The organism is Marinobacter nanhaiticus D15-8W, from assembly GCF_036511935.1.
Classification (GTDB): Bacteria; Pseudomonadota; Gammaproteobacteria; order Pseudomonadales; family Oleiphilaceae; genus Marinobacter_A; species Marinobacter_A nanhaiticus.
The window spans coordinates 3423961-3440553 of record NZ_AP028878.1 but is presented as its reverse complement, the minus strand read 5'-3'; the positions used below and the strand labels follow the sequence as shown (position 1 = coordinate 3440553).

Annotated in this window: 19 protein-coding genes and 1 pseudogene; 12 read left to right on the top strand and 8 right to left on the bottom strand. The window is 53.5% G+C overall.

Annotated elements, in window-relative coordinates; all coding sequences use genetic code 11:
* The 5 genes from RE428_RS15300 to RE428_RS15280 form a co-directional block, all read right to left on the bottom strand.
* The gene (locus RE428_RS15300) at positions 1–1353 is read right to left on the bottom strand and encodes an APC family permease (protein WP_014575800.1); all 1353 of its coding nucleotides are present in this window, start codon (positions 1351–1353) and stop codon (positions 1–3) included.
* 11 nt (positions 1354–1364) lie between these two features.
* Positions 1365–1718 carry a hypothetical protein gene (locus tag RE428_RS15295; RefSeq protein ID WP_004578674.1) on the bottom strand — a complete coding sequence of 118 codons (354 nt, stop codon included), beginning with the start codon at positions 1716–1718 and terminating at the stop codon, positions 1365–1367.
* 151 nt (positions 1719–1869) lie between these two features.
* Complete coding sequence (locus RE428_RS15290) at positions 1870–2619, bottom strand: copper resistance protein B (RefSeq protein ID WP_004578673.1); 750 nt, start codon at positions 2617–2619, stop codon at positions 1870–1872.
* Positions 2616–4376: a copper resistance system multicopper oxidase gene (locus RE428_RS15285; protein WP_004578672.1), complete on the bottom strand. Its 1761-nt coding sequence runs from the start codon at positions 4374–4376 to the stop codon at positions 2616–2618. Before RE428_RS15285 ends, RE428_RS15290 begins: the two co-directional genes overlap by 4 nt.
* A gap of 85 nt (positions 4377–4461) precedes the next feature.
* Complete coding sequence (locus RE428_RS15280) at positions 4462–4989, bottom strand: cupredoxin domain-containing protein (RefSeq protein ID WP_004578671.1); 528 nt, start codon at positions 4987–4989, stop codon at positions 4462–4464.
* 203 nt (positions 4990–5192) lie between these two features.
* Between RE428_RS15280 and RE428_RS15275 the strand changes: the two genes are divergently transcribed.
* The 4 genes from RE428_RS15275 (at position 5193) to RE428_RS15260 (ending at position 9241) form a co-directional block, all read left to right on the top strand.
* A complete protein-coding gene (locus RE428_RS15275) occupies positions 5193–5858 on the top strand; it encodes a response regulator transcription factor (protein WP_004578670.1) in 666 nt (221 codons plus the stop codon).
* Entirely contained in the window at positions 5845–7200 is a 1356-nt protein-coding gene (locus tag RE428_RS15270) for an ATP-binding protein (RefSeq protein WP_004578669.1), read from the top strand. Before RE428_RS15275 ends, RE428_RS15270 begins: the two co-directional genes overlap by 14 nt.
* A 595-nt stretch (positions 7201–7795) precedes the next feature.
* Positions 7796–8530: a HupE/UreJ family protein gene (locus tag RE428_RS15265; RefSeq protein ID WP_205624585.1), complete on the top strand. Its 735-nt coding sequence runs from the start codon at positions 7796–7798 to the stop codon at positions 8528–8530.
* 15 nt (positions 8531–8545) lie between these two features.
* On the top strand, positions 8546–9241 hold the full coding sequence (locus RE428_RS15260) for a hypothetical protein (protein ID WP_004578667.1): 696 nt from the start codon (positions 8546–8548) through the stop codon (positions 9239–9241).
* A 240-nt stretch (positions 9242–9481) separates the two neighbouring features.
* Here RE428_RS15260 and RE428_RS15255 read toward each other — a convergent pair whose 3' ends face one another.
* A complete protein-coding gene (locus RE428_RS15255) occupies positions 9482–10066 on the bottom strand; it encodes a class I SAM-dependent methyltransferase (RefSeq protein WP_227500167.1) in 585 nt (194 codons plus the stop codon).
* Positions 10067–10218: 152 nt separating this feature from the next.
* Positions 10219–10653: an Hg(II)-responsive transcriptional regulator gene (gene merR / locus RE428_RS15250; protein ID WP_004578665.1), complete on the bottom strand. Its 435-nt coding sequence runs from the start codon at positions 10651–10653 to the stop codon at positions 10219–10221.
* Positions 10654–10726: 73 nt separating this feature from the next.
* On the opposite strand from merR, the gene merT reads away from it, so the two are divergent.
* From merT to RE428_RS15210, 8 genes are all read left to right on the top strand, one after another.
* Complete coding sequence (gene merT / locus RE428_RS15245; RefSeq protein ID WP_004578664.1) at positions 10727–11083, top strand: mercuric ion transporter MerT; 357 nt, start codon at positions 10727–10729, stop codon at positions 11081–11083.
* A gap of 15 nt (positions 11084–11098) precedes the next feature.
* The gene (gene merP / locus RE428_RS15240; protein WP_004578663.1) at positions 11099–11401 is read left to right on the top strand and encodes a mercury resistance system periplasmic binding protein MerP; all 303 of its coding nucleotides are present in this window, start codon (positions 11099–11101) and stop codon (positions 11399–11401) included.
* Positions 11398–11658, top strand: a complete 261-nt coding sequence (gene merF / locus RE428_RS15235) for a mercury resistance system transport protein MerF (protein ID WP_004578662.1) — start codon at positions 11398–11400, stop codon at positions 11656–11658. Before merP ends, merF begins: the two co-directional genes overlap by 4 nt.
* A complete protein-coding gene (gene merA / locus RE428_RS15230) occupies positions 11600–13054 on the top strand; it encodes a mercury(II) reductase (RefSeq protein WP_406564722.1) in 1455 nt (484 codons plus the stop codon). Before merF ends, merA begins: the two co-directional genes overlap by 59 nt.
* A 294-nt stretch (positions 13055–13348) precedes the next feature.
* Entirely contained in the window at positions 13349–13846 is a 498-nt protein-coding gene (locus RE428_RS15225) for a c-type cytochrome (protein ID WP_004578660.1), read from the top strand.
* 715 nt (positions 13847–14561) lie between these two features.
* Positions 14562–14951: an SIR2 family NAD-dependent protein deacylase gene (locus tag RE428_RS15220; RefSeq protein ID WP_004578659.1), complete on the top strand. Its 390-nt coding sequence runs from the start codon at positions 14562–14564 to the stop codon at positions 14949–14951.
* A gap of 437 nt (positions 14952–15388) precedes the next feature.
* Positions 15389–15583: a helix-turn-helix transcriptional regulator gene (locus tag RE428_RS15215; protein ID WP_004578658.1), complete on the top strand. Its 195-nt coding sequence runs from the start codon at positions 15389–15391 to the stop codon at positions 15581–15583.
* Between the two features lie 32 nt (positions 15584–15615).
* On the top strand, positions 15616–15996 hold the full coding sequence (locus tag RE428_RS15210) for a hypothetical protein (RefSeq protein ID WP_004578657.1): 381 nt from the start codon (positions 15616–15618) through the stop codon (positions 15994–15996).
* Positions 15997–16007: 11 nt separating this feature from the next.
* Here the strand turns inward: RE428_RS15210 and RE428_RS15205 are convergent.
* Positions 16008–16592: pseudogene (locus RE428_RS15205) on the bottom strand (IS3 family transposase); the annotation flags it as partial.
* Position 16593: the final 1 nt, after the last annotated feature.

Below are 16593 nucleotides of genomic sequence, written 5' to 3'. Positions count from 1 at the left end.
TCAGTGATGATGAGCATGAGATTCCTCCTGCCCTAGCTGCCCAGCATTGGCGGCCCTTTTAAGAAAAACCTGTTCAGCCACGGCAATCACAGCCATGGTGACAACCGCTACGCCGATCACAAACGGGTCAGTATTCAGTTTGACCCAAACGAAGCCACCAAGAGCGAGCAAATCCAGAACAATTGCCATCGTAGGCACCCACACACTGGCCTTCACATCCTTCCGCAAATAGCGCAGAACGCCCCAATGGATAGCAATGTCCATGATCAGGTAAAAAATGATGCCCAGCGCTGCAATTCGGGATAGGTCGAAGAAGGCCGTGAGGATAAGACCAAGCACCACGGTATAAACCAGCGTGTGCTTCTGGATGCTTCCCGGCATGCCGAAATGGCTGTGGGGGACCAGCTTCATTTCAGTCAGCATGGCCAACATGCGTGAGACGGCGAAAATACTGGCCAGAATGCCTCCGGCGGTGGCCATCATCGCAATGGCAACGGTAAACCAGACGCCATACTCGCCCAATGCGGGGCGCGCAGCGGCCGCGAGGGAGTAGTCCTGCGTCTTGATGATTTCCGCCAGGGACAGATTGCTGGCAACGGCAAAACCGACCAGGGTGTAGATCACCACGCAGGCTGCGATGGAAATAATGATAGCTCGCCCTACATTCCGCTTGGGGTCGATGACTTCCGAGCCGCTGTTCGTAATGGTGGTAAAGCCCTTGAACGCCAAGATGCCCAGTGCGGTCGCACCGAGAAAATTACCAATCGTTCCTGTTTCTCCCGGATCGGAAAAATCAACCGAGATCGAGTCAGCAATCCAGACCCCGACCAAACCGAAAATCAATATGCCGCCGATTTTCAGGATCCCTATAAAGGAAGCCACCCCCTGAATCATCCGATTGCCCAGCAGGTTGATCAGAAAGGCCGCCAGAATGAGCCCCACGCCGAGAATAGGCACCATGCGGCCACTGTCATCCCCGCCGAAAAGTTGCATGGTGTAGGAACCGAAGGTGCGCGCAAGAAAGCTCTGGGCGATCACCATCGAAAAATACATCAGCAAAGCATTAAACGCGGTCGGTAGCCGGTTGCCATAAGCTTTGTGCAGGTACATGCCAATGCCCCCGGCTGATGGGTAGGCATTGGAGATTTTGATGTACGAGTAAGCGCTGAAGCCGACGATCACCGCGGCAGCGAGAAACGCCAATGGGAAAAGAACTCCGGTCATCTGCGCCATCTGCCCGGTCAAAGCGAAGATACCGGCGCCAATCATGACGCCGGTACCCAGCATAACGGTTCCCGGGAGAGTAAGACTGCCTTCCTGGTAACGAGTGGTTCGGTCTTGTTCCCGACTCATTCAACCTCCTGTCATTTTTTCATGGGTGGAATTTTCGAGCAGCAGAATGGCTCATGCTTGGCATTAGCTCGGACGTTGTCGTCGGTAAACCGGTACCAGGCCAGTTTGCGCCGGGTCCACCATCCGGATTTTAATCGGCCACCGTAGGCCTTGATCAGTTCCAGTAATTCATCGACGGACCAGTGGGTTCCATCGTACGTCACCTGCAATGTGCCATTTGGCCTACGCTCGGCGAAATCAACGCAGGGGTGGTGATTCAGATCGTGGATGAGTCCCTCCCACTGATCCTCTCCAAGCCCCTCGACGGTCATTTTTCGGCGCAACAAAAACTGCTCCTGGTTGGTTGCTTTGTGTGCTTTGGTCATGGGGTGACACCTCTCTTCCTGATGACTTCTCCCTGTATCAAAACACTTCAACCTGAACTGCGACTGAAAATGGACACATGCTTTCGGTGGATTTGAGTTACATCAAATCATAGACGAAAAAAGGCCATGGGTTTCCCATGGCCCTTCAGCATCAGAATGCGATTCGAGCGCCGATTACGGCAAACCAATCTTCTGTGCCGCCGCCGCTCGCCTCGGCCAGGTCGGCACTATCGCCATACTTACGCTCGTGCACCACACCCACATAAGGCGAGAACGCACGGTCTATCAGGTCGTAGCTGAGCCGGAGGCCGGTTTCGGTGGAAACCAATCCTTTGCCGACACCAATCTCTTCATCCTCACTGAACGCTACAGAGGCATCCAGAGTTGCCGCCAGGATCCAGTAATTGGTGAACAGCAATTCGTACTCAGCGTCCAGTTCGGCTGACGTATCACCATCGTTGCTGATGTACAGGTTTGCATCGATCTCAAACCATTGGGGCGCCAGGCCGGCGACACCGAGAACGGCGTATGTCCGGTCCGGCCCTTCCGGAGTATCGAAACGCACGCCCGCTTTGGCGTCGAAGAACTTGGAAATGGGGATCTGGCCGACCAACTGGTTTTCCAGCGTTTCGTAGGCCTGCTCCTCTATTTCGTATTCGCCGGTTGTGAGCAACCGGACTTTAAAATCGTCAGTGCCATAGAAGGCATCCGCATTCCAGACGCCCAGCTCCTCGTCATCGTCGCTGTAGCGGTACTCAAATTCCTCGAATTGAACACCCCAGGTTGTGAGCGGCTGCTTACGAGCGGTGGTGTCGGAGATCATTTCCTGAGCTGTCACCGCCGTTGAGACACCAATAGAGGCAAGCAAACTGACTGCGACAAGTGATCGAACACAGCTCATACCTCACCTCCATCTTCGGCAATCACGTCTGTTTGGGCCTGCTTCGACTCTGGCCCACCTTCAACAATCACCTTGCGGAACATGCCAGCGGCCGCGTGATAAGAAAGGTGGCAGTGGAACGCCCACTGGCCGGGCTCGTCAACCTCGGTTTCCATGTAAACGGTGGTGCCTGGCTGCACACTGACCGTGTGCTTGATCGGATTCCACTGGTCTGCACCAACATCGAGGATGGACCACATTCCGTGAAGGTGCATGGGGTGAGTCATCATGGTCTCGTTGACAAACTTGAAGCGAACTCGCTCACCGTATTTGAGACGAATTGGGTCTGCGTCTTCGTACTTGACGCCATTAATGCTCCAGGTATACCGCTCCATATTGCCGGTCAAACGAAGCTCAATTTCCCGGGTCGGTTCGCGGTCTTCATACAACGGGTCCTGAGCCTTCAGGTCAGCGTAGGACAAGAACTTACCGCCATTGGCTGCGGTAGGTACGAGGCCACTACCCTTGGCGTAGAAGGGATCGCTTGGACCTTCTTTTTTACCCATCGCCATGGAACCGTGATCCATGCCTTCCATGTCGGAATGATCCATTCCTTGCATATTCGAGTGATCCATTCCCTCCATCGAAGAATGGTCCATTCCGCCCATCCCTTCTGAGCTGCTCATATCCATGTCGCCATGATCCATTCCGGCCATGCTGCCATGGTCCATGCCATGCATACCGCTCATGTCGGCCATAGTCAGGCGGGCCGGTTCACGCAGTTGCGGTACAGCCGCTTCCATACCCTCTTCTGGGGCCAGTGTTGCTCTGGCATAGCCCGAACGCCCCATGGATTCGGCGAATATGGTGTAGGCCTGCTCATCTTTCGGACGCACGATTACATCGTAGGTTTCCGCCACACCAATCCGGAATTCGTCTACATTAACCGGCTGAACATTGTTGCCATCAGCCTGGACAACCGTCATATCCAAACCCGGAATCCGGATGTCAAAGTAGGTCATCGCGGAAGAGTTGATGAATCGCAGCCGAATGCGTTCGCCCGGCTCAAAGAGTCCCGTCCAGTTCTGGTCCGGACCTTTGCCGTTGATCAGGCCCGTAAAGCCCTGCACGTCTTCAACGTCTGCCTTCATCATCCGCATGCCACCCCAGGCCATACGGTCACTGACGGTGTTCATCAGGCCATTTTTTGACACGTCCGAGAAAAACTCGCCGACGGTTTGCTGCTCGCGGTTGTAGTAATCCGGCATCATTTTCAGGTTGCGCATGATGCGGTCACCGGAATGGGGGTGCTTATCAGTCAACTGCACCACGTATTCACGATCGTAGCGGAATGGCTCACGGCCCTCGGGCTCGATGACAATGGCACCATAGGCGCCGTCCGGCTCCTGGAATCCAGAGTGGCTGTGGAACCAGTAAGTGCCCGCTTGCTGGATAGGAAATTCATAGGTGAAGGTTTCACCCGGCTTGATGCCCGGGAAGCTGATACCGGGCACACCGTCCTGGTTAAAAGGAAGGATCAGGCCGTGCCAGTGAATAGACGTCATCTCATCCAGGTTATTGGTCACATTGATCTTGACGTTTTCGCCTTCCTTGAAGCGCATAACCGGCCCCGGGGATGCGCCGTTGTATCCGATGCCTTCCTTCACAAAATCGCCGGTATCAATTTTTACCCGGTCGACCGTAAGGTCGTACTCACCGGCCATAACCAAGGCTGGCATCAGCAGGCTCAAAAGCCCTGTCAAAAAGCGTGTTTTCATCTGTTTTACTCCAAACTACACGTCATTGAAGCCGGGCCAAGAAACGTGTCTCAGCCCCGCTGATCGCGGACTTCCGCCAAGCGATTTACTCGAAATTGACCTCACCGTACATACCGGCCTGATAGTGGCCTGGCACGTTGCAGGCGAATTCGATATTGCTTTTATCAGAAAACTTCCAAATTATTTCTTTGCTTTGGCCGGGTTCCAGCAACACACTGTTCGGGTCGTCATGCTTCATGGAATGGCCATTGCCCATATCCATATTCATCATGTCGTGGTTCAGCTTGCCGCCCTGGATCACGCCATGCTCAACCATCATCATCATTTCCTCTTGGTGAGCGTCGTGCATGTCGGGAGTGCCCACATTGAATTCATGCACGAGGTTTCCTTTGTTCTCCACCACGAAGCGAACGGTTTCGCCAGGCTTTACACTGATTTCTTCGGGCTCGTAGTAGTTGTCGTACATTTCCACTGTGATAGTGCGAGAGGCCTCCGAGGCTTTACCCGGTTCGCCGCTGCTGGCGCCATGACCACCGCCATGAGCACCGGCGGCGAGGGTCACTGCGGACATCGACATGGCCGCGGCTGCAACAATCAACTTGGATGCATTCATCTTGTCTTCTCCATTGATAAAGTGGCCGGAAATCCCGGCGTCGGTTGGCTCTGAACAAAGAGCGATGCCAGAATACGAATCACACCATCGCGCATTAACCTGAATTCTTGCTGAAAATATTGAACTAATTTGCCATTCAGGCTGAATTCAGGTTGATCAGCGACACTCCAAAGCTATTACTTGGCTCAGAGAAGGAATGTCCGATGCGATTACTGCTCGTTGAAGATGACCGTTTGCTGGCTGACGGATTAAGTGGTCAGCTTGAAAAGGCAGGGTTCAGCGTTGATACGACCTACACCGCCAAAGAGGCTGCGATTCTGGGCGAGCAGGAGGACTATCGAGCCGTTATTCTTGATCTTGGCCTACCCGATGGCAACGGGTTAGACGTTTTGAGGAAATGGAGAACCCATCAGATAGGCTGCCCGGTTCTTATTCTGACCGCCAGAGGCGACTGGCACGACAAGGTGGAAGGCCTTAAAGCTGGAGCGGATGACTACCTTGCAAAACCCTTTCAGACCGAAGAACTCATCGCCCGGCTCAACGCCATTGTGCGTCGAAGCGAAGGCCGTATTCATTCAATGGTAAAAGCCGGACGCTTCGAATTAGATGAAAATCGTCAAAGCCTGAAATCGGAAGATGGCACGGAGCACAGCCTCACCGGCACGGAATTTCGCCTACTGCGCTGCCTGATGAGCCGTCCCGGCCATGTGTTCTCGAAAGAGCAGCTAATGGAGCAGTTGTACAACCTGAACGATACCCCTAACGAAAACGTGATTGAAGCTTACATTCGCCGATTGCGGAAACTGGTCGGCAACGACACCATTGCAACTCGTCGCGGTCAGGGATATCTCTTCAATGACGCTGTTTAGCAAGCCCAAATCCGTCAAAGGCACCTTACTTTTATTGCTACTGCCAGCCGGCATTGCGTTAATGGGGCTTGCATGGCTGGTTCACGGCCTCTTACTGGACCGGATGTCCCGGGAATTCGTCGAGACACGTCTGAAAGATGAGGTCGCATTTCTGGAACACCAGATTCTTGATTCTGGCGGTCAATTGGACAGCCTCCAGACCGGTGACTACTTTCAGGAAGTCTTTCACCACGCCTTCGCCATACATTCTCCGTCCAGAACGATCATTTCCCCGGATTCCTGGGCACCGGTGTTAACGTCGTTGATTGAATCAGCAAAGGATGGAACCGTTCGTGTTCGGGATGCGGATACAGTCGAGGGCCCAAAGAACATTCTTGCGTATCGAAAGTCGTTCCAGATCGGCGATACGCCGATTGTTGTGATCGTGTCCGAGGATCTTGGCGCACTGAAACGCAGCCAGGCAGAGCTGCACGCGTGGACAGCCATCGTCTCTATTTTACTGATTCTGCTGTTGGTCGTTGTGATCTGGTTCGGTATCAATCTGTCCATGCGCCCTGTCGTCGAGCTGAAGGCCACGCTTAAGCGACTTCAGGATGGCAAGGTTTCCCGGATTCACGTCCAGGCACCTGAGGAATTTCGACCGCTGGTTCAACAGCTCAACCAATTACTCGACTCGCTGGATCAACGCCTGGAACGATCAAGGGATGCGCTGGCGAATCTGTCTCACAGCGTCAAGACCCCCATTGCGGCGGTCCGGCAGATACTTGAAGACACTAGTCGTCCGCTTTCCAACGATCTCCGCCTTCAGATGACCGCGAGACTCAATGACATCGACAAACAGCTTGAAGCCGAGATGCGCCGAAGTCGCTTTGCAGGACCACAGGTTGGGAAAAGCGCTTACCCGCTGAAACAGGCGCGGGATCTACTCTGGATGCTGGGGCGGCTCTACCCGGAAAAGTCCTTTGAACTGTCGAGTTCTCTGCCGGAGGACGCCCGCTGGCCGATCGAGGAACACGACCTAAATGAAATTATGGGCAATCTCCTGGACAACGCCGGCAAATGGTCAGATCACTGTGTGGAACTGTCACTCGTTCAACGCTCCGGAACACTGCAAATGGGTGTCATAGACGATGGCCCCGGCGTCGCAGACGCTGAAATCAGCAAGCTGGGTCAACGGGGATTGCGGCTAGACGAGCAGACGCCGGGCCATGGCCTTGGGCTGGCAATTGTTCGGGAAATTGTCGAGCGTTATGGTGGAACACTGCGTTTTCCCACGATCCCGGAGCGCGGCTTTTCGGTGGTGGTCAACCTCCCAAAGTCAGCATCAGTGATCAGTCATTGAACCGCCCATTTGGGATGCAAGCTATCAGAGAGCTGGGCAAAGTTTTGCGCTCATGTATTCGATGTTCGCGATCATTTACCATGTTTAATGCCTATCACCCTTGGGAGGGGTGGTATTCTCTGTCCTCAATGAAATCCAACCACAGACTCTTCCCATTAGATTTATGATTTCAGCCATCCACCAGAGAAAACTGCTTCCGACACTCGTCATGCTGTTTGCATTGGCGGGCCTATCAATGTCGGTGATTGGCGAGTCTTTCTCTCACGGTGTGGCTGAGCTGGCAGGCGATTGGGAATCGCAGTCTGACGGCCAAACGGACAGTCATGGTGCGCATGGACACACCCACGATTTTGACGAAGAGCCAGAGACATCATCAGTGCATCATGATGCTGGCAATCATACCCACGAGACCATGGACCACCTCAGGGTTCCGTTTGTTTCCCAAAGCCTGACCGTTCTCCGGCAGCCCGTACCCTTTGCCGGAGGTTCGCCCCGCAGTTTGCGCTATCGGCTTGAACGCCCTCCAAAAGTTCTCCTTTCCTCTTGATTCTTGCCGCTTAGGCGGCCCGAGAAAACACATTCGATTGGAGTCTTTATGTTGTCAAACTTGCCTGGCCGATGCCGTGGTGTGTCCTCAACGGGCACAGGCAATCGTCTACTCTGGATATTTCTAACTTTGGGCTTGCTGGGTCTGAGTACCGATGTACTCGCTCATGCCGTCGCCCAGGACGACAAGGGGTACATCCAGGAAATTACCGGGATAAACCTTATTTCGTTCATCTATCTGGGGGCCAAACACATGGTCACCGGATATGACCACCTGCTGTTCCTGCTGGGTGTCATTTTCTTCCTCTACCAGATGAAGCACATCGCGATCTACGTGAGCCTGTTTGCCTTGGGGCATTCCACCACGATGCTGCTGGGGGTTTACTTCAACGTGGGCATCAATAGTTACATCATTGATGCGATTATCGGTCTGTCCATCGTCTACAAGGCACTGGACAACATCGGTGCCTATCAGCGGTGGTTTGGTTTCCAGCCCAACACCAAAGCCGCCACGTTGATTTTCGGGTTCTTCCATGGCTTTGGTCTGTCCACCAAGATCATCGAATACGACATCTCACAGGACGGCCTGATTCCGAACCTCCTCGCCTTCAATGTGGGCGTGGAAATCGGACAATTGATCGCCCTGGCCATGATCCTGATTGTCATCAGCTTCTGGCGAAAAACCGACGGATTTTTCCGCCATGCCTACACCGCCAACGTGGCCATGATGAGTGCAGGTTTTCTGCTCTTTGGCTATCAGCTCACCGGTTACTTCGTCGCCTGATTCTGGAGATTTTTTATGTACAACACCGATATTCCCAACCGTGAAGAACTGCCCAGCACTGCCAAGCTGGTTCGATCAACCATCATTGCGGCAATTGTGGCGTTGGTTCTGCTTGTAACCGTGGTCATGCCCGCCGAATACGCCCTGGACCCAACCGGCGCAGGTCGCCTTTTGGGCCTGACTGAAATGGGTGAGATCAAGGAGCAGCTCGCCGAAGAGGCTGCTGCTGACGAAGCTGCTCAGATGGTTGCTGTTCAATCCTCAACTGAGCGAGAGGCCCCGGAAGTCAAAGAACCTGTCGTGGCTGAAGCCGTTAAGGAACCAGCTCCCTCGCCTGAAGCAGAAGTTGCACCTGCCGAGCCAGAACCTGCGCCTGCACCAGAAGTTGTGGAACCGCAGTGGCAGGATGAAGTGCGCGTGGTTCTCACACGGGGAGAAGGCACAGAGTTCAAACTTACTATGGAGGAAGGCGCTACAGCCCGATTCTCCTGGGTATCAGAGGGTGGCCCGATCAACTTCGATACCCATGGTGATGGAAGTGGTCAGTCAATTTCCTACGAAAAAGGCCGGGGCGTGCTTGAAGACGAGGGCGAGTTGGAAGCAGCCTTTACCGGCAATCACGGCTGGTTTTTCAGAAACCGGAACGACAACGACATCACTCTGGTACTACGTACTGGGGGAGAATACGGACAGTTAAAGAAGATGTTGTGATTAACATTAGACAAATGTAACGACTTCCGGTCCCGTGTACTCACGGGGCCGGATCCTTTTGAGCAGCTAAATAGTGCTTGCCGGCTCATCTTTCGGTGTAACTTTCAAGCTTGTACCGAGCGACATGCGAGACTCAGAACCTGGTCGCAATAAAGTGCGCCTGAATGTTCGCTTCGCGACCCTCCACCACCTCGATTTCCTAAACAAAAGCAGACCTTCGGTGGGCGGCAAAGACGCCGTCTAGTTTTTCGCTTCGATAATGTAGCCCCAAAGGGAGAGGAAACGATACGGCATTGGGAATTGGGAGAAGGTCACAGAAGTGAACCCTGCTTTTTGAAGTGCCTCTTCAAGTTCTTGCTTGCTATAAAGGTTTGCTTGCCACCATCGGCCGATAAGCGGACGTGTGAGCCAGTTCCTGCGGGTGATAAAGAGAACGAATTTTCCATCTGGCTTTAATCGTAAACGAAGCGCTCGAAATCCTTCGCTCAAACGTTCTGTTGGAAGGTACTCGAACATCGATGCCGCAACGATTAGATCGTAATTGCCCCATTCAGCCGGCAAGCCCTGAGAGTCGAGCACATCTGCCTGTGCAATGTCGACGTTGTGGATAGCACGCTTTTGAAGCTTGGAACGAAAGCGATCAAGCATCGCCGGCGTCAGATCGAAGGCCTGAAGCGAACCAGGCACTATGCCCTTGCTAAGCAACGCGTCTCTAAGAGCGAGCGTTGCGATTCCAGAACCGCACCCGGCATCAAGCACACGAAGGCCTGACCGAAGGTGTGGCGAGCGACGGAAGTACGCGCGGATACCCTGGGGGTAGCACACAAGATTCACAAACCTAGCGTAAGTACTCACGCGACTGGTATACAAGCGAACGGGGTCCACAAAACAAAGGGTACCTTCACAAATGACTCTCGCATAGATGGTCTGTTTATGTGTATCGGGATAAGTCCACAAGAGGTTGATTGGTTCTGAAGCTAACCCTTTTGGCCTCTTGTCCCAATACCTCCCTCATGTAACGAAGCAATGAGCGGGCACGCGATGCTGTCCGGCTGTGCGTGGCATTGACTGACCATTTCGCTCAGAGCCTTCTCAATTTTCACCAGCCTTTCGATCTTTTCACGCACATCCTTCAGCTTGTGCTCGGCGAGCGCACTGGCTTCTTCACAGTGGGTGCCGTCTTCCAGCCGCAGAAGATCGCTTATCTCGTCGAGACTGAAACCCAGCTGCTGCGCCGTTTTAACAAATGTCAGCCGATCAATATCGGCGGAACCGTAGCGTCGAATACCACCCGGAGGCCGCTTGGGTTCCGACAAAAGACCTCGCCGCTGGTAATAGCGGATCGTCTCGACATTTACATTGGCCGCCTTGGCTAAGCCGCCAATAGTCAGTGAATTAGCTTTATCCAACATGATGCCTGACTCCGTACTTGACTACGGAAGTAACCTTATCTTATCGAGTCCATGGGCAACAGGTGTAAACGTCATGTCGACATTCAAATCTAAATCCGGAGGTGCTTCTCTCGCTGTCGGGGGGATGGCTGGAATTCTCGCCTCGGCTTGCTGTCTCGGGCCATTGGTACTTATCACTCTGGGCGTTTCCGGTGCCTGGATCGGCAACCTGACAGCTTTGGAGCCCTATCGACCGCTGTTCATTGGCGCGGCCATCGTCGCCATGTTATTTGCCTGGCGACGAATTTACCGCCCTGTAGAGCAATGCTCACCCGGTGAAACGTGTGCGATCCCTCAAGTCCGAAAGACTTATAAGGTGATCTTTTGGGTAGTTACGGCTCTGGTACTGGTCGCTTTAGTGTTCCCTTACATTTTGCCTCTGTTCTACTAAATGGAGATTTTTCTCATGCGTAAACAGTTTGTACTTGCCATGTTTCTCACTTTGCTCAGCATGTCCTCCTGGGCTGCGTCTCAAACAGTGACGCTCTCGGTGCCTGACATGACCTGTTCCGCCTGTCCGATCACCGTCAAGCTGGCCTTAAGTAAAGTGGAAGGGGTGTCGCAAGTTTCCGTGGGCTACCCTGATCGAGAAACCGTCGTCACCTTTGACGATGCGCTTACTTCCATAGAGGAACTCACCGAGGCTACGAGGGACGCTGGTTACCCCTCCACTCCCACGGCCTCAGAGGCGACCCCGGAGGGGCAATGAAGAATCCGAAGAACTTGCTCAGGGTCGGCATAGTAGGGACTATTCTGGTTGCACTATGCTGCTTCACACCGATTCTGGTCATTCTGATGTCCACCGTGGGACTGGCCGCCCTGACGGGCTATCTCGACTATGTGCTTCTTCCGGCACTGGCGGTATTCATCGGCCTTACGGTCTATGCGTTCTGGCGGAAAAAGCACTATGACGCCAGCTACGAGAGCAACTTCAAAGCTCCAAGGAGTTTCCCCAGTGAAAAATGACAACAAACTGCATATTGCGGTAATCGGCAGTGGTGGTGCCGCCATGGCGGCTGCCCTGAAGGCGACTGAATGCGGTGCCCGCGTCACCCTGATTGAACGTGGGACTGTCGGTGGCACCTGCGTAAATGTTGGCTGCGTGCCATCGAAGATTATGATTCGTGCAGCACATATCGCGCACCTGCGAAAAGAAAGCCCGTTTGACGCGGGCATCAGTGCTACGGCTCCTGAGGTAGACCGAGCGAAACTGCTTCAGCAACAGCAGGCACGGGTGGAGGAGCTGCGTGATACCAAGTACGAAAAAATACTTCGAGGACACAAGGACATCACAGTCCTGAACGGTGAGGCCCGGTTTCTCGGCACAAATAGCCTGGTAGTCACGTTGGCTGAGGGTGGTGAAAAAACGGTTCATTTTGATCGCGCCTTTATTGGAACCGGAGCCAGACCGGCAGAGCCACCAATTACGGGGCTGGCAGCCACCCCTTACCTGACATCAACCAGTGCCTTGACGCTGGATACCGGCCCCAAACGGCTGATCGTAATTGGTGCCGGTTTCGTTGCCTTGGAATTGGCTCAGGCGTTCGCCAGACTCGGTAGCAAGGTTACCGTTTTGGCCCGGAGCCGTGTGTTGTCCAGTGAAGATCCCGCGATCGGAGAGGCCATAGCGGGAGCGTTTAATCGGGAAGGTATTGAGGTGCTTAGCCAGACCCTGCCCAGCAACGTGGACTATAGCGACAACGAGTTCATCGTCGAGACGCCTGCCGGCACCTTACGAGCCGATCAGCTGCTGGTGGCGACCGGTCGAACTCCCAATACCGAGGCCCTGAACCTGGCGAGCATTGGCGTGGAAACCTCACGCGACGCAATTCAGGTGGATGAGCATCTGCAAACCACGGTCCCCGGAATATACGCTGCCGGAGACTGCACCAATCAACCGCAGTTTGTCTATGTCGCCGCTGCCGGAGGCAGTCGGGCCGCCATCAACATGACGGAAGGCGAGGCCAAACTCGACTTCAGTGCCATGCCTGGGGTCATGTTTACCGATCCTCAAGTCGCCACCGTTGGCCTCTCTGAAGCCGAAGCAGTTGCTCGGGGTTATAGCGTGGACACCAGGCTGCTCGACTTGGAAAACGTGCCGCGTGCGCTAGTAAACTTTGACACCCAAGGATTTATTAAGATGGTGGCAGAGCGCAACTCAGGCCGTTTGCTTGGGGTGCAGATTGTCGCAGCGGAAGGCGGTGAAATTATCCAAACGGCAGTGATGGCGTTACGAGCAGGTTTGACCGTTCAGGAAATCGGCGATGACTTGTTCCCTTATCTGACCATGGTTGAAGGATTCAAGCTCTGTGCGCAAACGTTCACCAAGGACGTAAAACAGTTGTCCTGCTGTGCCGGTTAATCGCTCCGGCTCTGGTCAACGCTAGCATTGTCCATAATTTGAACGTTCGCTTTGCGAGCCAGGCCAGCGAGCGGAAAATCCTTTTCTGAATCATAATTAAAGGCCTGGCAAGCCCCGATACCATAAACGCCCGATAGCATTACACGGAATTACGCGGGAAACTACAGAGAAAAAATCTATCCCGGTTTTCGGATATCGGTCATGATCACTCTGCCTATGACTGTTTACTGATTTGAACAATCAGGGCAGATTGGAAGCAATCAAGCATCACATAACGCGCAGGAAGCAAGTGAGATGGCTAAAGGCAATGGAACCAGAAAATATTCAGCACTGGCCTTGAGCGCGTTGATGTTATCCGGATGCATGGATGGTCACAACAGTCGCTACAGCGTCGACAACTGGCCAGCCAGTTTCAGCAGCGAAGGGGAACGCCTCTATTTCACTGGCGTTTCCAGCTCCGGTGAGAGGATCCGCCCGGTTGGCGGAAACCATCATATGCAGATGCACGGGGGCGGTTGTGCCACCTGCCATGGTTCTGAAAAGGAAGGCGGCGCCATCATGTGGCCGCGTTTCTGGGTGATGGCTCCGGCTTTAACCGACGCGGCGCTGCAGAGCGAACACGATGACGGCCACAACCATGCCTCTTATGACGAGTCATCGCTAAAAAAGGCCATCGTGAACGGTATTGGCCCCGATGGTGAGCCATTGCACGCTACGATGCCACGATGGAAAATTTCGGAGGAAAGCTTGAACGCGCTGGTTCACTATCTGATGGGTGAGCATTCGCATTGAAGCGTGGTTTGAGCGTGCTCAGTTTTTTATTTGCCCCCCTCGCCAAGCATGACACTTCCGGGCCTCAAACGGAGCCCTTTTTCATTGCCTTCGTCGGCCATTTTGAATGTTCGCTTTGCGACCCAACCGAAACCTCAGTCTTCAATGCATCTCCAGTTGCCAGCAAACCCACGTTTAGCGAGCCAGCGCCGTCAAATGATTTGATCCATAGGCGGGGCAGGGCAGCTATGTCTCCGGCGCCTTATATCTCCAACTCTGGCTGGATCTAAAACGGGGGTAGGGTCACGCTTCCACTGTGCACCTACGTGTTACTTTCGTTGGCCGAGTGTTTTCTTCACCCAGGTCTCCAGTCGATCCCCGTGCCAGTAGCCAACTAACGCAACGATCGTCACCGTAAGAAAGAAACACCCATACCCGATAAACGCTGCAGCCATATTCATATAGGTACCCCAGTCCTAAAGTGAGCTAAACGAGAGTGTCAGCCTAGCCTCGATCGCGCGATCGACTCACAGCACGCTGGTAATTTATTATCCAGCTGAAACCGCCTTGACCTCAACAATACGGCCGCGACCATTCTCATCTCAGTGAGATCGGCCTAACCGGGAAGTCGGTAGCAGGTCACGTCAACGATAACCACATTTAACTATCTAGCGACGCCCGCCGTCGCTAACTACTGGATTCTAAAAGGCATCGAAATGAAACGAGGGCTAAAAGTGTGGTCTCCCGGAAGAAGGTCGTTGTGTTCACCGGGGCTGGAATCAGCGCCGAGAGTGGATTAAGCACTTATCGAGGTAGCGAGGGCATCTGGAGCAACTGGAATCAGCTTGAGGTTGCTTCTTTTGGAGGTTGGAAAAAAGATCGCGGAAAGGTGCTCGAATACTGGAATCAAAGGAAGCGTGTTGTCGAGAACGCTAAACCGAACAAAGCACACGAGGCCCTGGTAGCTCTAGAATTAAAATTCGATGTAACGGTGATCACGCAGAACATCGATGACCTCCACGAAAAGGCAGGCTCAACCCACATCAACAAAAGTCGACAACGCGTTGGTCCACGCCAGCGCCAAACCCGACCGGTTGAAGAAGCCTTTTGGGAGAGCTTGAACTAACCCGAGAATGTCTTGCAATTGTAGTAGGGCAGAGCCTGCTCTAGCTGGAGCTAATATGGGGAGGTTCAGAGTAGGGTCAAAATCGGGGTTAGTTCAGGGGCAGTTAGATTACAGACTGTGGGAGCCGGTCACATAGTCAGGAAGAGTTCCCCTCTACGACGGTATTGCCCTCACTAATTCGTACGTCGATCACATCGAGCTCGTCCGCGTCTGCATAGGTCGGGAACTTTTTTTCCTGTTACTTTTGTGCCTCGTCTCAAAGACCGATTGGGTTTTGCCATCGATTCCGTACTAACGGATTTCATCCAACCACTATTTTTTTAGAAATTCTCGTCCAATTGCAGAAAACCCTCAATTACACGGCCCGCTCCTCTCTTGCGTTTCCCTACCATATCTCTCGTCCTAACCCTAAATACACCGATATAGAGAGAAAGAGCATGTTTTGGACAGACGTACAGGTTGGAAATCACTACGGGGTGTCGCGGCACACCATCTGGCGCTGGGTTCGGGAGGGCAAATTCCCACCGCCAAAAAAATTGAGCTCCGGTTCGACCCGCTGGCATGTGTCTGACATTAATCGCTTCGACGACCAGATCTTGCAGAGCGATATGCATATGATTGCCACCAAATAGTTTGTTAAGCCAATTTTTCTAGGGAAATAGTCATGCCGATCATTTCAATGTTTCCTCCAGCGGAAACTCCAAATCACGCCATCTCCCTGGCAAAGCTTGAGGCGGAGATTCTGTTTGTCGAAGATGAACTCAGGAGTCTCCAGCGTCAGTACTACATCCACTGGAACGCGATGAACGCGCAACGTTGTGCCGAGGAGTACAAGTATGCGCCGATGGACCTGTCTTCAATGTCTCATGAGTTCTTGGTGACCACGGCGGCGACCTGTGAGCCTCTGAACCTTCACCAAACAGTTTTCGACGTGCTGCTCCATCTTCCTCCGCACTATCAAGAGGTGATTCGGACCGCTTATGGTATTGATGTGTATCCGGGGAACACATGCCATCAGTCCGATACGCTGCAGGAAGAAGTGTAAACATCCCTGTTTTAGTTGCACCGCTGATTAGAGTTTTCCGTCTGTTGGTGTCTCGCCAGATATTCCCATGGCGTCAGGTCTTCCAGTGAATCGTGGGGACGTTCGTCGTTGTATTCCGCCATCCACGACTCGGTCCGCTGCCGGACTTCGGTGAGATTCCGGAAGACATACATATTCAGGATCTCGTCCCGGTAAGTCCGGTTGAAGCGCTCCACGTAGGAGTTCTGGGTCGGCTTACCGGGCTTGATAAATTCCAACGCGATACCGTGCTTTTCTGCCCAGTCTGCCAAGGCGATGGAGATGAACTCCGGGCCGTTATCCATGCGTAGTCTGGCCGGGTAACCTCGCCAGGCGATGATGCGTTCCAGGACCCGGATGACCCTCGGTGCTGGCAGGTTCAGGTCAATCTCGATGGCAAGGACTTCCCGGTTGAAGTCATCCACCACATTGAACGTTCGGAACCGGCGACCACAGAACAGGCTGTCGCTCATGAAATCCATGGACCAGCAGTGATTCGCTGTGCTGGGGACGGCCAGCGGTTCAGGATTTCGGGTTGGAAGCCGCTTCTTACCCCGTCGTCGCTTGTTCAGGTTGAGC

Bases quoted from the DNA above. Each gene is read 5' to 3' on its own strand.
- RE428_RS15300 (WP_014575800.1), bottom strand. From the start codon at position 1,353: ATGAGTCGGGAACAAGACCGAACCACTCGTTACCAGGAAGGCAGTCTT.
- RE428_RS15295 (WP_004578674.1), bottom strand. From the start codon at position 1,718: ATGACCAAAGCACACAAAGCAACCAACCAGGAGCAGTTTTTGTTGCGC.
- RE428_RS15290 (WP_004578673.1), bottom strand. From the start codon at position 2,619: ATGAGCTGTGTTCGATCACTTGTCGCAGTCAGTTTGCTTGCCTCTATT.
- RE428_RS15285 (WP_004578672.1), bottom strand. From the start codon at position 4,376: ATGAAAACACGCTTTTTGACAGGGCTTTTGAGCCTGCTGATGCCAGCC.
- RE428_RS15280 (WP_004578671.1), bottom strand. From the start codon at position 4,989: ATGAATGCATCCAAGTTGATTGTTGCAGCCGCGGCCATGTCGATGTCC.
- RE428_RS15275 (WP_004578670.1), top strand. From the start codon at position 5,193: ATGCGATTACTGCTCGTTGAAGATGACCGTTTGCTGGCTGACGGATTA.
- RE428_RS15270 (WP_004578669.1), top strand. From the start codon at position 5,845: ATGACGCTGTTTAGCAAGCCCAAATCCGTCAAAGGCACCTTACTTTTA.
- RE428_RS15265 (WP_205624585.1), top strand. From the start codon at position 7,796: ATGTTGTCAAACTTGCCTGGCCGATGCCGTGGTGTGTCCTCAACGGGC.
- RE428_RS15260 (WP_004578667.1), top strand. From the start codon at position 8,546: ATGTACAACACCGATATTCCCAACCGTGAAGAACTGCCCAGCACTGCC.
- merR (WP_004578665.1), bottom strand. From the start codon at position 10,653: ATGTTGGATAAAGCTAATTCACTGACTATTGGCGGCTTAGCCAAGGCG.
- merT (WP_004578664.1), top strand. From the start codon at position 10,727: ATGTCGACATTCAAATCTAAATCCGGAGGTGCTTCTCTCGCTGTCGGG.
- merP (WP_004578663.1), top strand. From the start codon at position 11,099: ATGCGTAAACAGTTTGTACTTGCCATGTTTCTCACTTTGCTCAGCATG.
- merF (WP_004578662.1), top strand. From the start codon at position 11,398: ATGAAGAATCCGAAGAACTTGCTCAGGGTCGGCATAGTAGGGACTATT.
- merA (WP_406564722.1), top strand. From the start codon at position 11,600: ATGACGCCAGCTACGAGAGCAACTTCAAAGCTCCAAGGAGTTTCCCCA.
- RE428_RS15225 (WP_004578660.1), top strand. From the start codon at position 13,349: ATGGCTAAAGGCAATGGAACCAGAAAATATTCAGCACTGGCCTTGAGC.
- RE428_RS15215 (WP_004578658.1), top strand. From the start codon at position 15,389: ATGTTTTGGACAGACGTACAGGTTGGAAATCACTACGGGGTGTCGCGG.
- RE428_RS15210 (WP_004578657.1), top strand. From the start codon at position 15,616: ATGCCGATCATTTCAATGTTTCCTCCAGCGGAAACTCCAAATCACGCC.